Genomic DNA, 17,162 nt, shown 5'->3' with positions numbered 1-17,162 from the left:
CCGATCCCGTCGGGGCGGTTCCGAGAGTGCGGGTCGGACACGGTTGCGCGCTTCTCGGGCACAGTGGGCCGGTGACGTCAGGGTTCCGGCAGTGGTCGCAGGATCGTCGGTGGCTGCTCACGGCGGCCGCCTTCGTCGTGGTCGGGGCGCTGGGAGCGGTCTCGATCTGGCTGCCGGTGTGGCTCTACCCGGAGCGCCCGCCGACCGCGAACCTGGGCACCGGCGTGCTGCTGGCCTTCTGCTACCTGTTCGTCGTCCTCGGGTCGACCGCGCTGGTCGTGCTGTCCACGCTGCGCTGGTGGGCCCGCCACCGGGACTGACCGGTCGGCCACCGCCGGTCGATGAGCAGCAGGATCGCCAGCACCACGCCGGCGACGACCAGCACGATGCCGGTGTTGCGGATCGCCGCCCCGAGACCGATCTCCTGCACGTCCAGGAAGGGGTACGGGTACCAGTCGACGACGGCCCCGCGGATGAAGGTGTAGGCGATCCAGGCGGCCGGCCACAGCAGCGACCAGACCAGGGTCGCCCGGTCGAACCGGGGGCGCGGCCCGAGCAGCAGCCAGCCGAGCAGGGTCAGCCAGGGCGCCAGGTAGTGCAGTCCGATCGTGGCGACCAGCTGCCAGCCGGACGGGTGCACGTAGTGGATGAGGATGGTGTCGAAGACCAGCCCGGTGATGACGATCCCGAGCAGGGCGTCCAGCCGCAGGACCCGCCAGAAGCGGCCGTCCCGGGCCGGGTCGAGCACCAGGCCGATCGCCACGGCCAGCACCAGCAGGTTGCTCTGGATGGTGAAGAAGCTGATCGTCTGGATCAGCCGGGTGCCGATCCCGACCGAGGCGGCGGTGTCGCCGGTGTTCGGATCGGGACCGCCGGTGAACACCAACCACAGCTGCAGACCGAGCGCGATGAGGACGTCGACCAGGATGACCGCGTGCCAGGCGCGGGACCACCGGACGGCGCCGGGGCTCACGCCGGCAGCACCGGAAGCAGCAGCCGGGACGACCCGAAGACGGTGTTGCGGGAAGTTGTCCCGACCGGAGCGTGCCGGAACTCCATGATGGCCGGGGTCGACGGGTCCTGGTCGTCGCTGGTGAGCACCGCGCGGAGGACGTGGCCGGCGGCGAACCGGCGCGCGTTCGGTACCAGCGGGATCCGGTAGGTCACCGGCTCACCCGTCGGTACCGGCGCGAACTCGCGGCACGGCAGCACCGGCGCACCGGGTCGACTGGCCTGCCCGTCGACGGTGCGCAGGCTGGCCCGTAGGTAGCCGGCGGTCACGTCGACCACGGTGCCATCCGGCGCGACGTCCTGCAGCGTGAGGATCCAGGCGGTGTCCGGCGCCGTCGTGCTGGCCACCAGCTCGGCCTCGATGTCACCGACGACGTCGAGATCACCGGCCAGCGGGGAACTGTCCCAGGTCAGCAGCGCAGGCAGGGACAGCGGGTGGGCATGCTTCGGCCGGCCCAGACCCGTTCCCAGGCAGAGATAGTCGCGCCCGGCCACGCCCGCACCCTGAGCGGCGCCGGCTCCCGCCGGGTCGAGGGTGCCGTCGGCCGCCAGGGTCCACGGCTGCAGCGTGGCCTCCGGCGGCGGCCAGGCGTCGGCCGTCCGCCACTCGTCCGCACCCGGTAGCGCATACCGGATCGGCGGGCCGTCCATGATCTGGGTGTCCCGGTCCTTGAGCCAGTGATCGAACCAGGCCAACGCCTCGACGTGCAGGCTCTCCCACGGCCAGGTCAGGCCGAACTCGTCGAGCATGCCCATGCGGACGTGCGGGTTGTGCTCCAGGGCCCGCCAGGCGGTGAACGTGCCGGGCAGGTGAAGAGGGACGTTCTGCCAGTCGCAGCCCAGGTAGACCGGGATGTCGACGTCGGCCAGACCCGGCAGCACCGTGCGGTCGTCCCAGAACCCGTCCCGCAGCGGGTGTTCCACCGCGATCTGCTGCCACAGCTCGTCCCACGGATGGGCGTCGTACTCACCGCGCAGCACCTTCTGCAGACCGGCGATGGCGGCCTCGCCGTTCATCCGACCGAACTTCGCGTGCAGCGCCGGCGTGGCCAGGATGTGCCGGGCGGCCTCGAGAAGATGACCGCGCCAGAACTTCTCGGACCGGTGGGCGGTGACGCCCATGGCGGTCAGGAACGGCCCCAGGAAGGCGGCGTTGAGCAGGCCGTGGTGCCAGCCGGACTCGTACAGGTCCGGGGTGCAGGCGAGCGGGAAGATGGCCTGCAGGTGCGGGGGCCGCTCGACCGCAGCCTCGACCTGAGCCATCGCGAAGTAGCTGATGCCGATCATCCCGACCCGGCCGTCGCACCACGGCTGGGCGGCCGTCCACTCGACCAGGTCGTACAGGTCGCGGCGTTCCGATGCGTCGAAGAAACCGAAGGTGCCGTCCGATCCGCCGGTCGAGCGCAGGTTCGCGATGACGTGGACGTAGCCGCGGGGGACGAAAAAGTCGGTGGCCCCGGCCTCCACGAAACCCAGGGGGGCGCCCAGGTTCTGGATCTCCCGGGGGTAGGGCGACGCTGCGATCAGGGCCGGGAATCGGCCGTCGGCGTCCGGACGGTGAACGTCGGCCAGCAGCCGGGCGCCGTCCCGCAGGCGGACCTCGACGTCCTCGTCGGTGGTCGACTCGTGCACCGGCTCGGACAGGTCCCGGTAGGAGCGGCCGGTGGTCTGCGGCCCGTTCAGACGCCGCTCGCCGGGACCCGGTCCGGCCGATGTCACCCGAGTCATCTGCCACCCCTGGTACGTCGGCGCCCCGGGGAGTTTCCCTGAGTGGGGAAAGTATCTGGCAGACTCCCGGGCGACGACAAGGGGGCTGCGGGAGATCGCTGCACCGGGCCGGAGGTGGACCGATGGACGCACCGCGTCGGGGACCCAAAGAGGAACGGGGCGTCACCGTCGAGCGCATCGTCGTCGCCGCCCGGGCCTGTTTCGCCGAGCAGGGCTGGGCGGGGACGTCGCTGCGGGGCGTCGCCCGCGCCGCCGGGGTCGACGCCCGCCTGGTCAGCTACTACTTCGCCGACAAGACCGCCCTGCTACAGGCCTGCCTGCAGCCCCCGCCCGGCTTCGCCGAGCGGGTCGCCGCCGCGGCGTCCGCCCCGCTGGACCGGCGGGGGGCGGCCCTGCTCGAGGCCATGCTGGCCAACTGGAACGACCCGGCCAGCGCCGTGGTGCTGCGCTCGGTCATCCTCACCGCGGCCCACGAACCGCTGGCCCTGCAACAGCTGCAGTCGGTGTTCCGTACCGCCCTGATCGGGGTGGTCGCCGGGTCACTGAACGGTGCCGACGGTCCGGGGGGAGAGGAGCGGGCCGTCCGGGCCGGTCTGGTGGCCAGCCAGATCGTCGGCCTGTTCATGACCCGGTACGTCTGGCGCATCCCGCCGCTGTCGGAACTGCCCGACGAGAAGGTCTTCCGGCTGGTGGCGCCGACCGTCCAGCGCTATCTCGACGGCCCGCTGGACCGCTGACGCCGGTGAGCCGGCCCGGCGGGTCAGACCACCATCGGCCCGGCGACGGCCAACCCGCCGCTGTCCACCCAGGCCCGCACGGCCGCCAGCACCGTCTCGCCGGCGGTGTACTCGGGCGTGTAGCCGAGCATCCGCCGGGCCTTGTCGATGGAGCAGACGTGGCTGCGCCACAGGTGCTCCCAGCTGGCCTGTGCGTGGTCGGTGTCGGTCAGCTCCCAGAACTGCGGCCAGGTCACGGTCTCCAGCGTGGCCGTCCGCCCGAACCAGGACGCCCCGAGCTCGGCGTAGCCGCGGACGTTCAGCGCGTCGGCGGCGGTGACGAAGAAGTCCTCCCCGCTCACCGTCTCCCGCGCGGCGACCGCCAGCGCGAAGGCCTGGGCGACGTCGTCGGCGTGCACGTGCACCATCGTCTCGGCACCGATCCCGGGGATGGTCAGCGGCTCGCCGGCCGACAACGCCCACCACACGGTCGGGTCGACGTTGCCGGTGGGGCCGACCGGCGCCCACCCCGGACCGCTGATGTGCCCCGGGTGCAGGGACGTGGTCAGCAGCTCACCCGCCTGGCTCTCGGCGGCCAGGAGCCGGGCGATGGCGTCCTTGGCGGTGCCGTACTCACCGGCGGGCGGCGGTGCAGTGTCCTCCGTGATGGGCGCGCCGACACTGGGGCCGGCCCGCCAGACGGAACCGCAGGTGATCAGGTGCACGCCCCGCCCACGGAGCTGCCGGATCAGCGCCGCGGCCGACGCGGGGGTGAAGCACAGCAGGTCGATGACCGTGTCCGCGCCGAGTCGGCCGATCCGCGAGGGGAAAGTGCCGTCCCCGTCGCCCATCTCGCGGTCGACGACCACCTGCTCGACGTGCTCCCACTCGGGTTGGTCGACGTACGGGGTGGCCGTGCCCCGGCTGAGGCTGACCACCTCGTGCCCGGCCCGCACCAGGCGGGGCACCAGGAACGAGCCGATGTGACCGGTTCCGCCGATGACGACGACCCGCACGTGTCCTCCTGGAGTTGATGAGCCGACCGGGCGGTGACGGGCCGACCGGACCGGGATCAGCGGCGGCCGAGCAGATCCTTCTGCGCGGCGGCGGCGGCCTTGTGCAACGCCTTCTGCTCCGAGAAGTACCCGCCGACCACCCCGACCACCGGGATCATCGAGACCAGCCGCATGAACCGGCCGCCCTTGGGTCGGGCGCCCACCAGCTCGTCGATCCGGCCGAACGTCCCTGCGACCCGCAGCAGTACCTTGATGACCCCGGCCTTGCCCGACCGTTCCTCGGCCGACCCCAGCACGTCGTCGACGTAGACCCCGACGCCCCGGTCGAGCAGCGGCTGCACGGCCGCGGCGGTCAGCGGCCGGTTCAGCAGCACCCGGCTGAGCAGGGCGATGCGCTCGGCCCGGTGGTCGCCGTCGGCGTCGGTCAGACCGTTCTCCCGGGCGACGCCGAGCACCACCAGCGACTGCACGGCCACCCCGACGGTGTCCTGCAGCGGGATCAGATCGGCCAGCTTCCCGGCGAACCGCGGCGTGGCCGACACGGCCGCGGCGTACCGGCTGACGGTGTCGGCCCACCACTTCGCCCGCTTGCCGGACGGCAGCTCCTCGGGGGCACGGCCCAGCCAGCGCACGATCGGCGCCCACAGGCGATCGACGCGCGAGAGCAGGTCCACCACGGCGGCTTCGGTCGTCTCCGGCATGTGGGTTGCATACCCCGTCAGGACCTGCCCGACGCAGCCGGTGATCTTGGACCGTCGGGTCGGACCGGGGCCCGGTGCATCCGAGGTGGCCGTCACCGCCCCGGGCCGGTGTGGCACCCCCGGTGGGACAGCGGCCGCGGATAGCGTGGCGGCATGGCCGGACAGACCCCTGCGACCCCGCGCGCCCGCTCCCGATCGGGGAGCGCGGCGGACGCGCCCAGCCGCTCCCGTTCCGGGGCGGCCAACGGAACGCGCGGCGCCGGTTCCCGCTCGGGCGGCCCGGCCGCCAAGTCGGCTGGGGCCAAGGCCAGTGGCCGCGCCGCGTCGGGCACCGGGGCCAAGCGGCCCGCCGCCCGCAGTGGTTCCTCGTCCGGCCGCACGACCACCCGGGCCGCGACCCGTCGGCCGCCGGCCCCGCGGCCGTCCGGCCCCCCGGCACTGATCGTGCTGGCCCGTCGGCTCGGCCGCGGCGTGGCCGCCACGTGGCAGCTCGGGGCTCGGGGCGTGGGCCGGATCGTCCGCAGCATCGCCCGCACCCACGACATCCACCCGGCGCATCGCCGGGACGGGCTGGCTCTCGGGCTGATCGCCATCGCGCTGGTCTGCGCGTTCGGTACCTGGCTGGGGGCCGCCGGGCCGGTCGGCGGGCTGGCCGACGACGTGGTCCGGGTCTGGATCGGGTCGCTGGCCGTCGTCTTCCCGGTGCTGCTGGTCGTCGTCGCGGTGATCCTCATGCGCACCGAACCCGACCCCGATCACCGCCCGCGGCGGGTGGCCGGCACCATCGCCGCCCTGCTCGGCATCACCGGTGTCCTGCAGGTGGTCCACGTCTCCGGCCTGCCGGACGGTGTGACCGACACGGTGGCCTCGCGGATGTCCGCCGGCGGCACCATGGGCTGGCTGTTCGGGCAGCCGCTGTACATCGGGGTGACCGCGGTCCCCGCCGTCATCCTGCTCGTCCTGCTGGCCCTGTTCGGGCTGCTCCTGGTCACCGGGATCCCGGTCGCCGAACTGCCGGACCGCGCCCGCGACGCCTGGGACCGGTTGTCCGGCATGCGCGGCGCCGATCCCGACGAGGCGACCGACGCCGCGCCGGACCGGCCGCGCCGCCGTCGCGCCGCCCCCGACGAGGACGTACAGGACGGCGACAGCTACCTCGACGGCGACCCCGTCGACCTGGACGCCACCGACCCGCGCACCGTGCGACTGCGCCGGTCGTCGCGTCGGCGGCAGGGCCACGACGGCGGGACCGACGTCGAACCCGCTCTGGACGACATCGACTCCGCGGCGGAGCGCCCGACCCAGGTGTTGCCGGCGCAGCCTCGTCCGGGACGTCGGGTGCCGGTCGCCGACCTGTCCGCCGCCGCCACCGAGCAGATCCCCGTCGTGCCGGCCCCAGCGGCCGAGCCGGCGGCCGAGGCCCCGCGCCGCCCGCTGCGGCCCGCCGTCCCCGACCCGCAGGCGGCGGCGCCGGCCGCGCCGGCCGGCACCCAACTGTCGCTGGACTCGGTCAAGGGCGAGGGTTACCAGCTGCCCCCCGGCGGTCTGCTCAAGCTCGGCGCCCCGCCCAAGCAGCGGTCGTCGGCCAACGACGAGATGATCGAGCGGATCAGCGGCGTCCTCGAGCAGTTCAACGTCGACGCCGCCGTCACCGGCTTCACCCGCGGCCCGACGGTCACCCGCTACGAGGTCACCCTCGGCCCGGGCGTCAAGGTCGAGAAGATCACCGCGCTGACCCGCAACATCGCCTATGCGGCGGCTACCGAGAACGTCCGGCTGCTCGCCCCCATCCCGGGCAAGTCGGCCGTCGGGATCGAGGTGCCCAACGCCGACCGCGAGATGGTGCGGCTCGGGGACGTCCTCGCCGCCCCTGAGGCCCGCACCGATCAGCACCCGCTGGTCGTCGGCCTGGGCAAGGACGTCGAAGGCACGTTCGTCACCGCGAACCTGGCCAAGACGCCGCATCTGCTGGTGGCCGGCGCCACCGGGTCCGGTAAGTCCAGCTTCGTCAACTCGATGCTGGTCTCCCTGCTGCAGCGGGCCACCCCGGACGAGGTCCGGATGGTGCTCATCGACCCGAAGATGGTCGAGCTGACCCCGTACGAGGGGATCCCGCACCTCATCACGCCGATCATCACCCAGCCCAAGAAGGCCGCCGCCGCGCTGGCCTGGCTGGTCGAGGAGATGGAGCAGCGGTACCAGGACATGCTGGCCCACGGGGTCCGGCACGTCGACGAGTTCAACCGCAAGGTGCGGGCCGGGGAGATCGTCACCCCGCCCGGCTCGGAACGCGTCTACCGCCCCTACCCCTACATCCTCGGGATCATCGACGAGCTCGCCGACCTGATGATGACCGCGCCCCGGGACGTCGAGGACGCCATCGTCCGCATCACCCAGAAGGCCCGTGCCGCCGGCATCCACCTGGTGCTCGCGACCCAGCGGCCGTCCGTCGACGTGGTCACCGGTCTCATCAAGACCAACGTGCCGTCCCGGCTGGCGTTCGCGACCTCGTCGCTCACCGACTCGCGGGTCATCCTCGACCAGCCCGGCGCCGAGAAGCTCATCGGCATGGGCGACGGCCTGTACCTGCCGATGGGCGCGTCCAAGCCGCTGCGCATGCAGGGCGCCTACGTCTCCGATGCGGAGATCGCCGCCGTCGTCGACTTCGCCAAGAGCCAGGCCGAACCCGAGTACGCCGAGAACGTCACCACGCCCAAGGCCGATCCGACCAAGGACGTCGACCCGGACATCGGGGGAGACCTCGACCTGCTCATCGAGGCCATCACCTTGGTCGTCGAGTCGCAGCTCGGCTCCACGTCGATGCTGCAGCGCAAGCAGCGGGTCGGGTTCGCCAAGGCCGGTCGGCTGATGGACCTCATGGAGACCCGCGGCATCGTCGGCCCCTCGCAGGGTTCCAAGGCCCGCGAGGTGCTGATCCGGCCGGAGGAGTTGGACGAGGTGCTGGCCACCCTGGTCGGGGCCCCGGCGCCGGTGCCCGACGAGATCTGATTCCAGAGCAAGGCGCGATGACTGCGACCCCCTGGATCACTGAGCTGAACGCCGTCGCCATCCACGCCTACCAGACCGACGACACCACCGCGCCACGGCCGTGGATGACGCCATCGCTGGCTTTCGTCGGCTGGAGCTGCACGATGTCGCCGACCTCGTCACCCGAGCCCGCGATGCGTATGCCCGCTTCCGGCCCACCGGGTACGAGGAACTGAGCCCATCGGACGCCGCACTGTGGGATGAGCTCGACGAAGAGTTCTTCGCCGTCGCCGACGACGCCCGACTCGAGCAGGCCATCACGGAACACCTACCGTCCATCACCGGGCAGCGTCACCGGACCTGACGCCGCCTGGTGCGCCGGCGACGGTCACCGTCGGGCGTGATGCGGGGTATCCCGGCCCCGACCACGCCCGACGGTTTCCTGGCCGCATGCGCGGCCGGGAACGCGTCACACCGCCTGCGACGCGTTACTGACGGTATGCACCGGTCACCGCGCGCACATGAAGTGGACGGTTCGACTGTCGCTGATGCGACTGCACTCCCTGGTCCGCCGATCGCTCCACGGCCGGGTGGGCCGTTCGCATCAGTCGGGCCCCTACCCCGGGGTCCGCCGCCCAACCACCTTCCCCCCGATCGAGCGGCGGCCCCGGTCCGCCGGACCGCGTATCGACGGTCTCCGGGGTTGGACAGGAGCCTTCCGACACCTAGCGTGGAGCCAGTGGGTCGCATCGGGGAGCTGGTCGCGCCAGCGGCATGGGGAACGGACTTCCGGCGACTACTGGCCTCGACCTGGACGACCAACCTGGCCGACGGCCTGGCCGTCGCAGCCGGGCCGCTGCTCGTCGCTTCCCTAACGTCCGACCCGTTCCTCGTCGCGCTGGCCGCGACCGTGCAGTGGCTGCCCCAGCTGCTGCTCGGCCTGCTCGCCGGCGGGGTCGCCGACCGGGTGGACCGCCGTCGACACCTGTTGCTGGTGAACACGATCCGGGTGGGCATTCTGCTGGGCCTCGCCGCCGGGGTGGTCGCCGGGGTGATGACCATCGCCGTCGCGCTCGTCCTGCTGTTCCTCCTGGCCGTCGCCGAGGTGTTCGCCGACACCACGTCCGCGACCTTGCTGCCGATGCTGGTCGACCGGTCCGCCCTGCCGACGGCCAACGCCCGCCTGCAGGGCGGTTTCCTGGTCGGCAACCAGCTCGCCGGACCCGCGATCGGGGCGGGCCTGTTCGCGGTGGCCGTCGGGTGGCCGTTCGTCACCCAGGTGGTACTGGTCGCGGTCGGCACGGTCGTCCTGGTCCGGCTGCGGCTGCCGCCGCTGCCCACCCCGGCAACGACGAGGCGGCTGCACCACGACATCGCCGCCGGCTTCCGCTGGTCGATGCGGCACCCGGCCGTCCGCACGCTGATCCTGACCATCCTCATCTTCAACGTGACCTTCGGGGCGACCTGGTCGATCCTGGTCCTCTACGCCACCCAGCGGCTCGGACTGGGCCCCCTCGGGTTCGGCTTGCTGACCACGGTGCAGGCCATCGGCGGCCTGGTCGGGATCGCCGTCTACGGCGCGCTGGCCCGGCGGATCGCCCTCGGCGTCCTGATGCGGGTGGGGCTGGTGATCGAGACGGTGTTCCACCTGGTCCTGGCACTGACGTCGTCGCCGTGGGTGGCCGCCCCGACGATGTTCGCCCTCGGGGTGCACGAGTTCGTCTGGGGCACCACGTCGACCACCATCCGGCAGCGGGCCGTCCCGCAGGAGCTGCAGGGCCGGGTCGGCGGCGTCTACCGCACCGCGGTGTTCGGCGGGCTGGTCGTCGGTTCGACGGTGGGCGGTGTGCTGGCCCAGCACTACGGGGTGACCGCGCCCCTGTGGTTCGCCCTCGGTGGATCCGCCGTCTTCGTCGCGGCGATCTGGGGCCAGCTGCCGCACCTGGACCGGGCCGGCCGGGACGACGCCCACGACGAGCAGATCGCCGGCAGCGGGGACTGACCGTCCCCCGATCGACTGCAGGCGACACGCCGCCACGAAGGATCCGTGACGGCGTGTCGCCTGCAGTCGATGGTGCGGAGGGGACCGATCAGATCAGGCCGAGGCCCTTGACCGCGTCGCGCTCCTCGGTCAGCTCCTTGACCGAGGCGTCGATGCGGGCGCGGGAGAACTCGTCGATGTCCAGGCCCTCGACGACCTTCCAGTCGCCGCCGTCGGAGGTGACGGGGAAGCCGGAGATCAGGCCCTCGGGGACGCCGTACTCGCCCGTGGACGGGATGGCGGCGCTGACCCAGTCGTCGGCCGGGGTGCCGTGCACCCAGGAGCGGACGTGGTCGATCGCCGCGTTGGCCGCCGACGCCGCCGACGAGGCACCGCGCGCGTCGATGATGGCCGCGCCGCGCTTGGCCACGGTCGGGATGAAGGTGTCGGACAGCCACGTCTGGTCGACCTGCTCGGCGACCGACTTCCCGCCGACCTGGGCGTGGAACAGGTCGGGGTACTGGCTGGCCGAGTGGTTGCCCCAGATGGTCATCTTCGTGACCTCGTCGACCCCGACGCCCAGCTTCTTGGCCACCTGGGTCAGGGCGCGGTTGTGGTCGAGCCGCATCATGGCGCTGAACCGCTCGGCCGGGATGTCCGGGGCGTGCGAGTGGGCGATCAACGCGTTGGTGTTGGCCGGGTTGCCGACCACCAGCACGCGGATGTCGTCGGCGGCGCCGGCGTTGAGGGCCTCGCCCTGCGGCTTGAAGATGCCGCCGTTGGCCTGCAGCAGATCGGCCCGCTCCATGCCCGGTCCGCGGGGACGAGCACCGACCAGCAGCGCGACCGAGGTTCCGGAGAAGGCCTTGTTCGCGTCATCGGTGATCTCGATGCCCTTGAGCAGGGGGAAGGCGCAGTCGTCGAGCTCCATGGCGGTGCCCTCGGCCGCCTTCAGGGCCGGGGTGATCTCCAGCAGGCTCAGCGAGACCGGAGTGTCCGGGCCCAGCATCGCTCCGGACGCGATGCGGAACAGCAGGGCGTACCCGATCTGACCGGCGGCTCCGGTCACCGTCACCTTCACGGGCGACTTCGTCATGCGACCACTCCTCTTCGAGTTTCCGGGTGAACAGCGACAGACTCTCCGGCGAGCTTTCCAGATCGAGCCGCGGCAGGAGGGCGCAACCACCCCGACCGACAGCAACAGGTCTGTGGCTCCGCTCACCCCCGCCGCTCACACCGGACGAAATCTCGGACGTGACACCGATCGTCACCACAAACCCGACTACTCTGGTCATATCAGCACCTCGTGGTGCTAGCACCCGTGATCGATGACTCTCCGTGAACGTGCATGTCATCGCGGCCGTCCAACAGCGCGCGACCAGATCCTGGGCCCCTTCCCGCCGACCCCTGGCCGTCTCGGTCCGGTGGCGGCCCCGTCGTCCGCCCGGACGGCGGCGGTGAGAAAGGCGTCGTCCGGTATGTCCCTGCGCTTCGGTTTTGTCAGCACCTACCCGCCCACCCAGTGCGGTCTGGCCACGTTCACCGCGTCCCTGTCGTCCGCCTTGACCGCCTCCGGCAGCGACGTCGCCCAAGTGGTCCGCCTCCTCGAGAGCCCGCAGCCCCCGGCCGGACCCGACGTGGTCGGCGACGTCGTCGCCGGTGACCCCGTGTCGCTGGCCCGTTCCCTGCCCCGGCTGAACGCCTGCGACGTCGTGGTCGTCCAGCACGAGTTCGGCATCTTCGGCGGCCCGGACGGTGACGAGGTGCTGACTCTGCTGGCCGGCCTGACCGTGCCGAGCATCGTGGTCCTGCACACCGTCCTGACCGACCCCTCCGCGCACCAGCGGGAGGTCCTGGAGGCTGTGGTCGAGATCGCCGGGTCGGTGGTGTGCATGACCGACACCGCCCACCGTCGGCTCCTCGCCGGCTACCGGGTCGTTCCCGACAAGGTCAGCGTCATCGCCCACGGCGCGCCGGACCTGCTGGCGGCCGGCGGGCGGCCCACCGCTCGGCCGGGACCCTCCCACCGACCCACCGTGCTGACCTGGGGCCTGCTGGGGCCGGGCAAGGGCATCGAGTGGGCCGTCCGGGCCATGGCCGAGCTGCGCGACCTGCGTCCGGCACCGCGGTACCTGGTGGTCGGGCAGACCCACCCAAAGGTGCTGGCGCACCAGGGCGAGGTCTACCGGCGGGGCCTGATCGACCTGGCCGCCGACCTGCACCTGAGTGACACCGTCGAGCTGGACGGCCGGTACCTGGACGGCCCGTCCCTGGCCGCGGTGGTCAGCTCCGCCGATGTGGTCCTGCTGCCCTACGACTCCACCGAACAGGTCACCTCCGGGGTACTCATCGAGGCCGTCGCCGCCGGCAAACCGGTCGTCGCCACCCGCTTCCCCCATGCCATCGAACTGCTCGCGACCGGGGCGGGAGTGCTGGTCCCGCAACGGGACCCGGCGAACATCGCCGCGGCCCTGCGTCGCGTGCTGACCGACCGCCCGGCCGCGGCGGCCATGGCCCGCACGGCGGCCGCGGCCGCACCCGGTCTGCGCTGGTCGGCCGTGGCCGACGAGTACCGGCAGGTGGCGATGCGTCTGCTCGCGTCAGCGGAAACGGTGGCCGCGTGACGCTGCCCGGTTTCGTGGCAGTCGCCGACCACGGACGCTCCGTCCCCACCGCGGCCTGCGGGTCACCGGAACGCCGGGCGCGTCCGGTGTTCGACCATCTGTCGGCGTTGACCGACGCTCGCGGGCTGTTCGAGCACGCCCGGTACGCCGTTCCCCGGCCCGAGCACGGCTACTGCGTGGACGACGTCGCCCGGGCGTTGGTGGTCACCGCCCGGGAACCGGCGCCCGACGCCAGGCTGATCGGACTGCACCGGCGCTATCTCGGATTCACGGTTGCGGCCGTGGCCGACGACGGCCGCTGCCACAACCGGATGGACGTGACCGGCCGGTGGACCGACCAGCCGGGTCTGGGCGACTGGTGGGGTCGGGCGCTGTGGGGCCTGGGGTTCGCCGCCGCCCGCCTGCCGGACCCCGCGGACCGTGACCGGGCCGCCGACGCCTTCCGCCGCGCCGCCGCCCGCCGATCGCCCGACCTGCGGGCCACCGCGTTCGCCACGCTGGGAGCGGCCGAGTTGCTGACCGCCCGCCCGGACGAGGCGGCGGCCCGCGGGTTGCTCACCGACTACCTCGAATGGTCACGCCGATGGGCGCCGACCGGCCCGCAGTGGGCCTGGCCGGAACCGCGACTCGGGTACGCCAACGCCGCCATCGCCGAGGCACTCATCGTCGCCGCGCACGCCCTGGGCGACGACGCAGGCACGGCTCGCGGCTGCGACCTGCTCGATTTCCTGTTGCGGGTGGAGAGCCGGGTCGACCGGGTCGGAGCTGGGACCGGCGCCCGGCTGCTCTCCGTGACGCCGGTCGGCGGTCGCGGCCCGGGTGAGGTCGGACCGGCGTTCGACCAGCAACCGTTGGAGGTGGCCGCCCTGGCCGACGCCTGCGCGAGCGCCCATCGGGTCACCGGAGACGCGAGCTGGCTGGTCGGGGTCGAGCTCGCCCGGCGGTGGCTGTGGGGCGACAACGACTCCCGGACGATCATGCTCGACCCGGACACCGGCGGCGGTTTCGACGGCCTGACCCGCACGGGACGGAACGAGAACCAGGGGGCGGAGTCCACCGTGGCCGCTCTGGTGATCGTCCAGCAGGCCTGCGCACTGCCGGTGACGCCGTGACCGCGGTCCGGGCGCACCGGGTCGACGCGGGTCTGCGGCCCGACCCGTCCCGGGTGCTGACCCGGCTGTTCGCCCCCGGAGGATCGGCCACCCCGGGGCGATCCCGGCTGCAGGCCATCGCCGACCGGGTGATGGCCATCGACGAACCCGAGGTGGACCGGCTCGCGGCCAGGGTGATCGTCGAGTTCGCCGGACGCGGTCACGACCTGGCCGGCGCGGTGCGGGCCAATGCGGCGCTCGTCGCCGGGCAGGTCGGTGGGGGAGCCCCGCTCAGCGCGGCCCGCACGGTCCTGCTGGGCGCCGCGCTGACCGCCGAGTACGCCACCGAGGCCGCGGCCCTGTGCAATCCGAGCGCCGTCGCCCATCCCGACCAGGACGGACTCCTCCCGGGGCAGCTGCGGGTCGCGGTGAGCCTGCGCGCCATCGGCGAGGGGCATATCTCCTCGATCGCCTTCGTCGACGCGATCGTCGGACCGGGCCCCCGCTGGACGTTCGGGCCCCGGCGCCGCCCAGTCGTGTCCGGTCGCACCGCCGAGGCCATCTGGTCACGCGCCCGGTTGCGCACCTCGCTGGCCGAACACGACGGTGTCGACGCCGTCACCGCGGCGGTCCTCGGCGCGCTACCAGATCTGTTCACCGATCAGGACTTCGAGCACACGCTGGCCGGTATCCCGGCCCGGCTGCGCACCCAGCCGGGGGCGCCGGCGACCATCGACCTCATCCGGCGGACCCTGGTCTCGGCGTACTCCATCGAGTTCCCGACCGACAGCGACCTGAGCCAGCGGCTGCTGTTCCCGCACGCGGCGCAGGAGAGCAACGGGATGGAGGACGCCCGACTCACCCGGTTCACCGACGACGACCGCCGCGTCGAGTACCGGGCGACCTACACCGCCTACGACGGACGGGACATCGCCCCCCGCCTGCTGACCAGCCCCGACCTGCGGCGGTTAGCGGCCGGGCCCTTGGTCGGGCCGGCCGCCACCAACAAGGGGATGGCACTGTTCCCACGCCGCGTCGGCGGCGAGCACCTGGCCCTGTGCCGCACCGACGGGGAGACCATCAGCCTGGCCCGTTCCGCCGACGGGTTCCGCTGGTCGTCCCCGGTCACCGCGCACGCGCCGGTCGAGCCCTGGGAAGTGATCCAGGTCGGCAACTGCGGGCCGCCGATCGAGACCGGGCCGGGCTGGCTCGTGCTCACCCACGGGGTCGGCCCGATGCGCACGTACGTCATGGGCGCGATCCTGCTCGACCTTGACGACCCGACCCGGGTGATCGGCCGGCTCCGTGAACCCCTGCTGCGCCCGGACGCGGACGAACGGGACGGCTACGTGCCGAACGTCGTCTACTCCTGCGGCGGCATCGTCCACGACGGCCGGCTGTGGATCCCGTACGGCATCGGCGACGCCCGGATCGGCGTCGCCTGGGTGGATCTGGCCGGGTTGCTGGCCGCCCTCACCGGCGACGGTCAGCCGGACGAACCGGAAAGCAACCGCTCGTAGACCCGCAGGTAGTCCGCCACCATCCGCTGCGCGCTGAACCGTTCCCGGGCGCGCGCGGCCACCGCGCGGCGGTCCAGGGCCGCGGCGGCCGGCACCGCCGCGACCGCCCCGGCGACGTCGTCGACCAGGAACCCGGTCACCCCGTCGTCGACCACCTCGGGCATCGACCCGCGCCGGAACGCGACGACGGGGGTACCGCAGGCCATCGACTCGGCCACCGACAGGCCGAAGGGTTCGGCGAACGCGATCGGGTGCAGCAGTACGCCGGCCCCGCCGAGGATCTCGGCCCGCCGGTCAGGCCCGACCGACCCCAGGTAGCGGACCCGGTCGCCGTCGACGTGCGGAGCGACCTGCTCCTCGAAGTACCGCTGATCCTGCACGATCCCGCAGATGGTCAGTCGCCGGCCGGCGGCCCGCGCGATGGCGATGGCCTCGGCCACCCCCTTGTCCGGGTGGATGCGACCGAACACCACCAGGTCGTCCCCACCGGCCAGGTCGACCGGCAGGGCGGTCAGATCGAGGCCGTGGTGGACGGTCGCCAGGTAGTCCAGATCCGGGGACCGGTCGGCGTCCGAGATCGACACGTACGCCGACGTCGACGCCTGGTAGGCCGGCAGGATCGCCGGGCCGGAGAAGCCGTGGATGGTAGTCACCATCGGCGGGGTGATCAGGCCGGCGAAGGTCAGCGGCAACCAGTCCATCTGATTGTGCACCAGGTCGAACTCGCCGGCCCGGGCCAGGGCGTGGGCGGTGTGCCGGGCCTCGGCGATCCGCCCGTCGACCGACGGGTCCTCGGCGTACCCGCGGGGGCAGACGCCGTCCAGCTCCGCGGTGGTCAGCGAGTCCAGGGTGGCGAACAGGGTGACGTCCACCCCGGCCGCGACCAGCCCCTCGGTGAGCAGACCGGTGACCTGCTCCCAGGGGCCGTAATGCCGGGGCGGGGTCCGCCAGGCCACCGGACCGAGCATCGCCACCTTCAGGACGCAGCCTCCCCGGGAAGTTCCGCCGCGGCGGCCCGGTCCAACAGCCACAGGGTGCGGACCCGGCCGGTCGCGCCGGCCGCGGGCACGTCCACCTCGGACGCCCCGCCGACGGCCCGGCCGACGGCCTCCGCCTTGGCCGCGCCGCTGACGATCATCCAGACCTGGTCGGCGGTGCGGATGGTCGGAAGGGTCAGCGAGATGCGGGTCGGCGGCGGCTTCGGGCAGTCCCGCACCGCCACCACCGAGCGGGTGTCGTGCACGGCGGGGGAGTCGGGGAACACCGACGCGACGTGGCCCTCCCCGCCCATGCCGAGCATGACGATGTCGAAAGCGTCGATGCCGGCGACGATCTCGGCGTAGGCGGCGGCCGCAGCGTCCGGGTCATCACCGAAGTCGCCGTCCGACGGAGCCATCTCGTGCACCCGGGTCGGGTCGACGTCCACCCGGTCCAGCAGCGCCTCGTAGGCCCCCTTGGCGTTCCGGTCGTCGGAATCGCCGGGGACGAAACGCTCATCGCCCCAGAAGATCTCGACCCGGCGCCAGTCGACGGTGCCGCGGGCGGCGGACTGCGCGACCTGGCGCAGCATCTCGGTGCCCACCCCACCGCCGGTCAGCGCGACGACGGGGACGCGGCCGTCGGCCTGCAGGTCGGCCAGGGTGGTGATCAGCCGGGCCGCGGTGGCGGCGGCCAGCTCGGTCTCGTCGGCGTGCAGGCGGATCTCGGTGTCGCTCACGGGGTGTCCTTCGGGCTGGGAGGAACGAGCGGGGGATGCGAACAGCCCCCCGCCCGTCCGGGAGGGGAC

Annotated in this window: 15 protein-coding genes; 8 read left to right on the top strand and 7 right to left on the bottom strand. The window is 72.9% G+C overall.

Annotation, left to right across the window (positions count from 1 at the left end):
• The first annotated feature begins 71 nt into the window (after positions 1-71).
• Positions 72-320: a hypothetical protein gene (locus FDO65_RS04460; RefSeq protein ID WP_137448221.1), complete on the top strand. Its 249-nt coding sequence runs from the start codon at positions 72-74 to the stop codon at positions 318-320.
• Here the strand turns inward: FDO65_RS04460 and FDO65_RS04455 are convergent.
• Together FDO65_RS04455 and FDO65_RS04450 are read right to left on the bottom strand one after the other, a co-directional pair.
• Positions 242-973 (bottom strand): Pr6Pr family membrane protein, encoded by a 732-nt coding sequence (locus tag FDO65_RS04455; RefSeq protein WP_166442026.1) that lies wholly within the window; start codon positions 971-973, stop codon positions 242-244. The two genes, FDO65_RS04460 and FDO65_RS04455, sit on opposite strands and share 79 nt — an antisense overlap.
• The gene (locus FDO65_RS04450; RefSeq protein WP_137448220.1) at positions 970-2,739 is read right to left on the bottom strand and encodes a CocE/NonD family hydrolase; all 1,770 of its coding nucleotides are present in this window, start codon (positions 2,737-2,739) and stop codon (positions 970-972) included. The genes FDO65_RS04455 and FDO65_RS04450 overlap by 4 nt, the downstream gene beginning before the upstream one ends.
• A gap of 122 nt (positions 2,740-2,861) precedes the next feature.
• Here FDO65_RS04450 and FDO65_RS04445 point away from each other — a divergent pair, with 122 nt between their 5' ends.
• Positions 2,862-3,476 carry a TetR/AcrR family transcriptional regulator gene (locus tag FDO65_RS04445; RefSeq protein WP_166442025.1) on the top strand — a complete coding sequence of 205 codons (615 nt, stop codon included), beginning with the start codon at positions 2,862-2,864 and terminating at the stop codon, positions 3,474-3,476.
• Between the two features lie 23 nt (positions 3,477-3,499).
• Here the strand turns inward: FDO65_RS04445 and FDO65_RS04440 are convergent, their stop codons facing one another.
• A complete protein-coding gene (locus FDO65_RS04440) occupies positions 3,500-4,471 on the bottom strand; it encodes an NAD-dependent epimerase/dehydratase family protein (RefSeq protein WP_137448218.1) in 972 nt (323 codons plus the stop codon).
• Positions 4,472-4,527: 56 nt separating this feature from the next.
• Positions 4,528-5,172 (bottom strand): hypothetical protein, encoded by a 645-nt coding sequence (locus tag FDO65_RS04435; RefSeq protein ID WP_137448217.1) that lies wholly within the window; start codon positions 5,170-5,172, stop codon positions 4,528-4,530.
• A 153-nt stretch (positions 5,173-5,325) separates the two neighbouring features.
• On the opposite strand from FDO65_RS04435, the gene FDO65_RS04430 reads away from it, so the two are divergent.
• From FDO65_RS04430 to FDO65_RS04420, 3 genes are all read left to right on the top strand, one after another.
• Positions 5,326-8,181, top strand: a complete 2,856-nt coding sequence (locus FDO65_RS04430; RefSeq protein ID WP_137448216.1) for a DNA translocase FtsK — start codon at positions 5,326-5,328, stop codon at positions 8,179-8,181.
• Positions 8,182-8,281: 100 nt separating this feature from the next.
• A complete protein-coding gene (locus FDO65_RS04425) occupies positions 8,282-8,524 on the top strand; it encodes a DMP19 family protein (RefSeq protein ID WP_137448215.1) in 243 nt (80 codons plus the stop codon).
• 375 nt (positions 8,525-8,899) lie between these two features.
• Positions 8,900-10,162: an MFS transporter gene (locus tag FDO65_RS04420; protein WP_137448214.1), complete on the top strand. Its 1,263-nt coding sequence runs from the start codon at positions 8,900-8,902 to the stop codon at positions 10,160-10,162.
• Positions 10,163-10,250: 88 nt separating this feature from the next.
• Here FDO65_RS04420 and FDO65_RS04415 read toward each other — a convergent pair whose 3' ends face one another.
• Positions 10,251-11,237: a malate dehydrogenase gene (locus FDO65_RS04415; protein WP_137448213.1), complete on the bottom strand. Its 987-nt coding sequence runs from the start codon at positions 11,235-11,237 to the stop codon at positions 10,251-10,253.
• Between the two features lie 382 nt (positions 11,238-11,619).
• On the opposite strand from FDO65_RS04415, the gene FDO65_RS04410 reads away from it, so the two are divergent.
• The 3 genes from FDO65_RS04410 to FDO65_RS04400 are packed head-to-tail and all read left to right on the top strand — an operon-like array spanning position 11,620 to position 15,376.
• Positions 11,620-12,765: a glycosyltransferase gene (locus tag FDO65_RS04410; protein WP_137448212.1), complete on the top strand. Its 1,146-nt coding sequence runs from the start codon at positions 11,620-11,622 to the stop codon at positions 12,763-12,765.
• Complete coding sequence (locus FDO65_RS04405) at positions 12,762-13,877, top strand: glycosyltransferase (RefSeq protein WP_240757413.1); 1,116 nt, start codon at positions 12,762-12,764, stop codon at positions 13,875-13,877. The genes FDO65_RS04410 and FDO65_RS04405 overlap by 4 nt, the downstream gene beginning before the upstream one ends.
• Positions 13,874-15,376: a glycoside hydrolase family 130 protein gene (locus FDO65_RS04400; RefSeq protein WP_137448211.1), complete on the top strand. Its 1,503-nt coding sequence runs from the start codon at positions 13,874-13,876 to the stop codon at positions 15,374-15,376. The genes FDO65_RS04405 and FDO65_RS04400 overlap by 4 nt, the downstream gene beginning before the upstream one ends.
• On the opposite strand, the gene FDO65_RS04395 is transcribed toward FDO65_RS04400, so the two are convergent.
• Both FDO65_RS04395 and pgl read right to left on the bottom strand, forming a co-directional pair.
• A complete protein-coding gene (locus FDO65_RS04395) occupies positions 15,343-16,344 on the bottom strand; it encodes a glycosyltransferase family 4 protein (RefSeq protein ID WP_137448210.1) in 1,002 nt (333 codons plus the stop codon). The genes FDO65_RS04400 and FDO65_RS04395 overlap by 34 nt on opposite strands.
• Before the next feature lie 8 nt (positions 16,345-16,352).
• On the bottom strand, positions 16,353-17,093 hold the full coding sequence (pgl, locus tag FDO65_RS04390; protein WP_137448209.1) for a 6-phosphogluconolactonase: 741 nt from the start codon (positions 17,091-17,093) through the stop codon (positions 16,353-16,355).
• Between the last annotated feature and the right edge of the window lie 69 nt (positions 17,094-17,162).

Origin of the sequence: Nakamurella flava (assembly GCF_005298075.1) — a bacterium.
Lineage (GTDB): Bacteria > Actinomycetota > Actinomycetes > Mycobacteriales > Nakamurellaceae > Nakamurella > Nakamurella flava.
The sequence above is the reverse complement of the archived record's forward strand: the minus strand, read 5'-3'. Positions and strand labels throughout refer to the sequence as shown.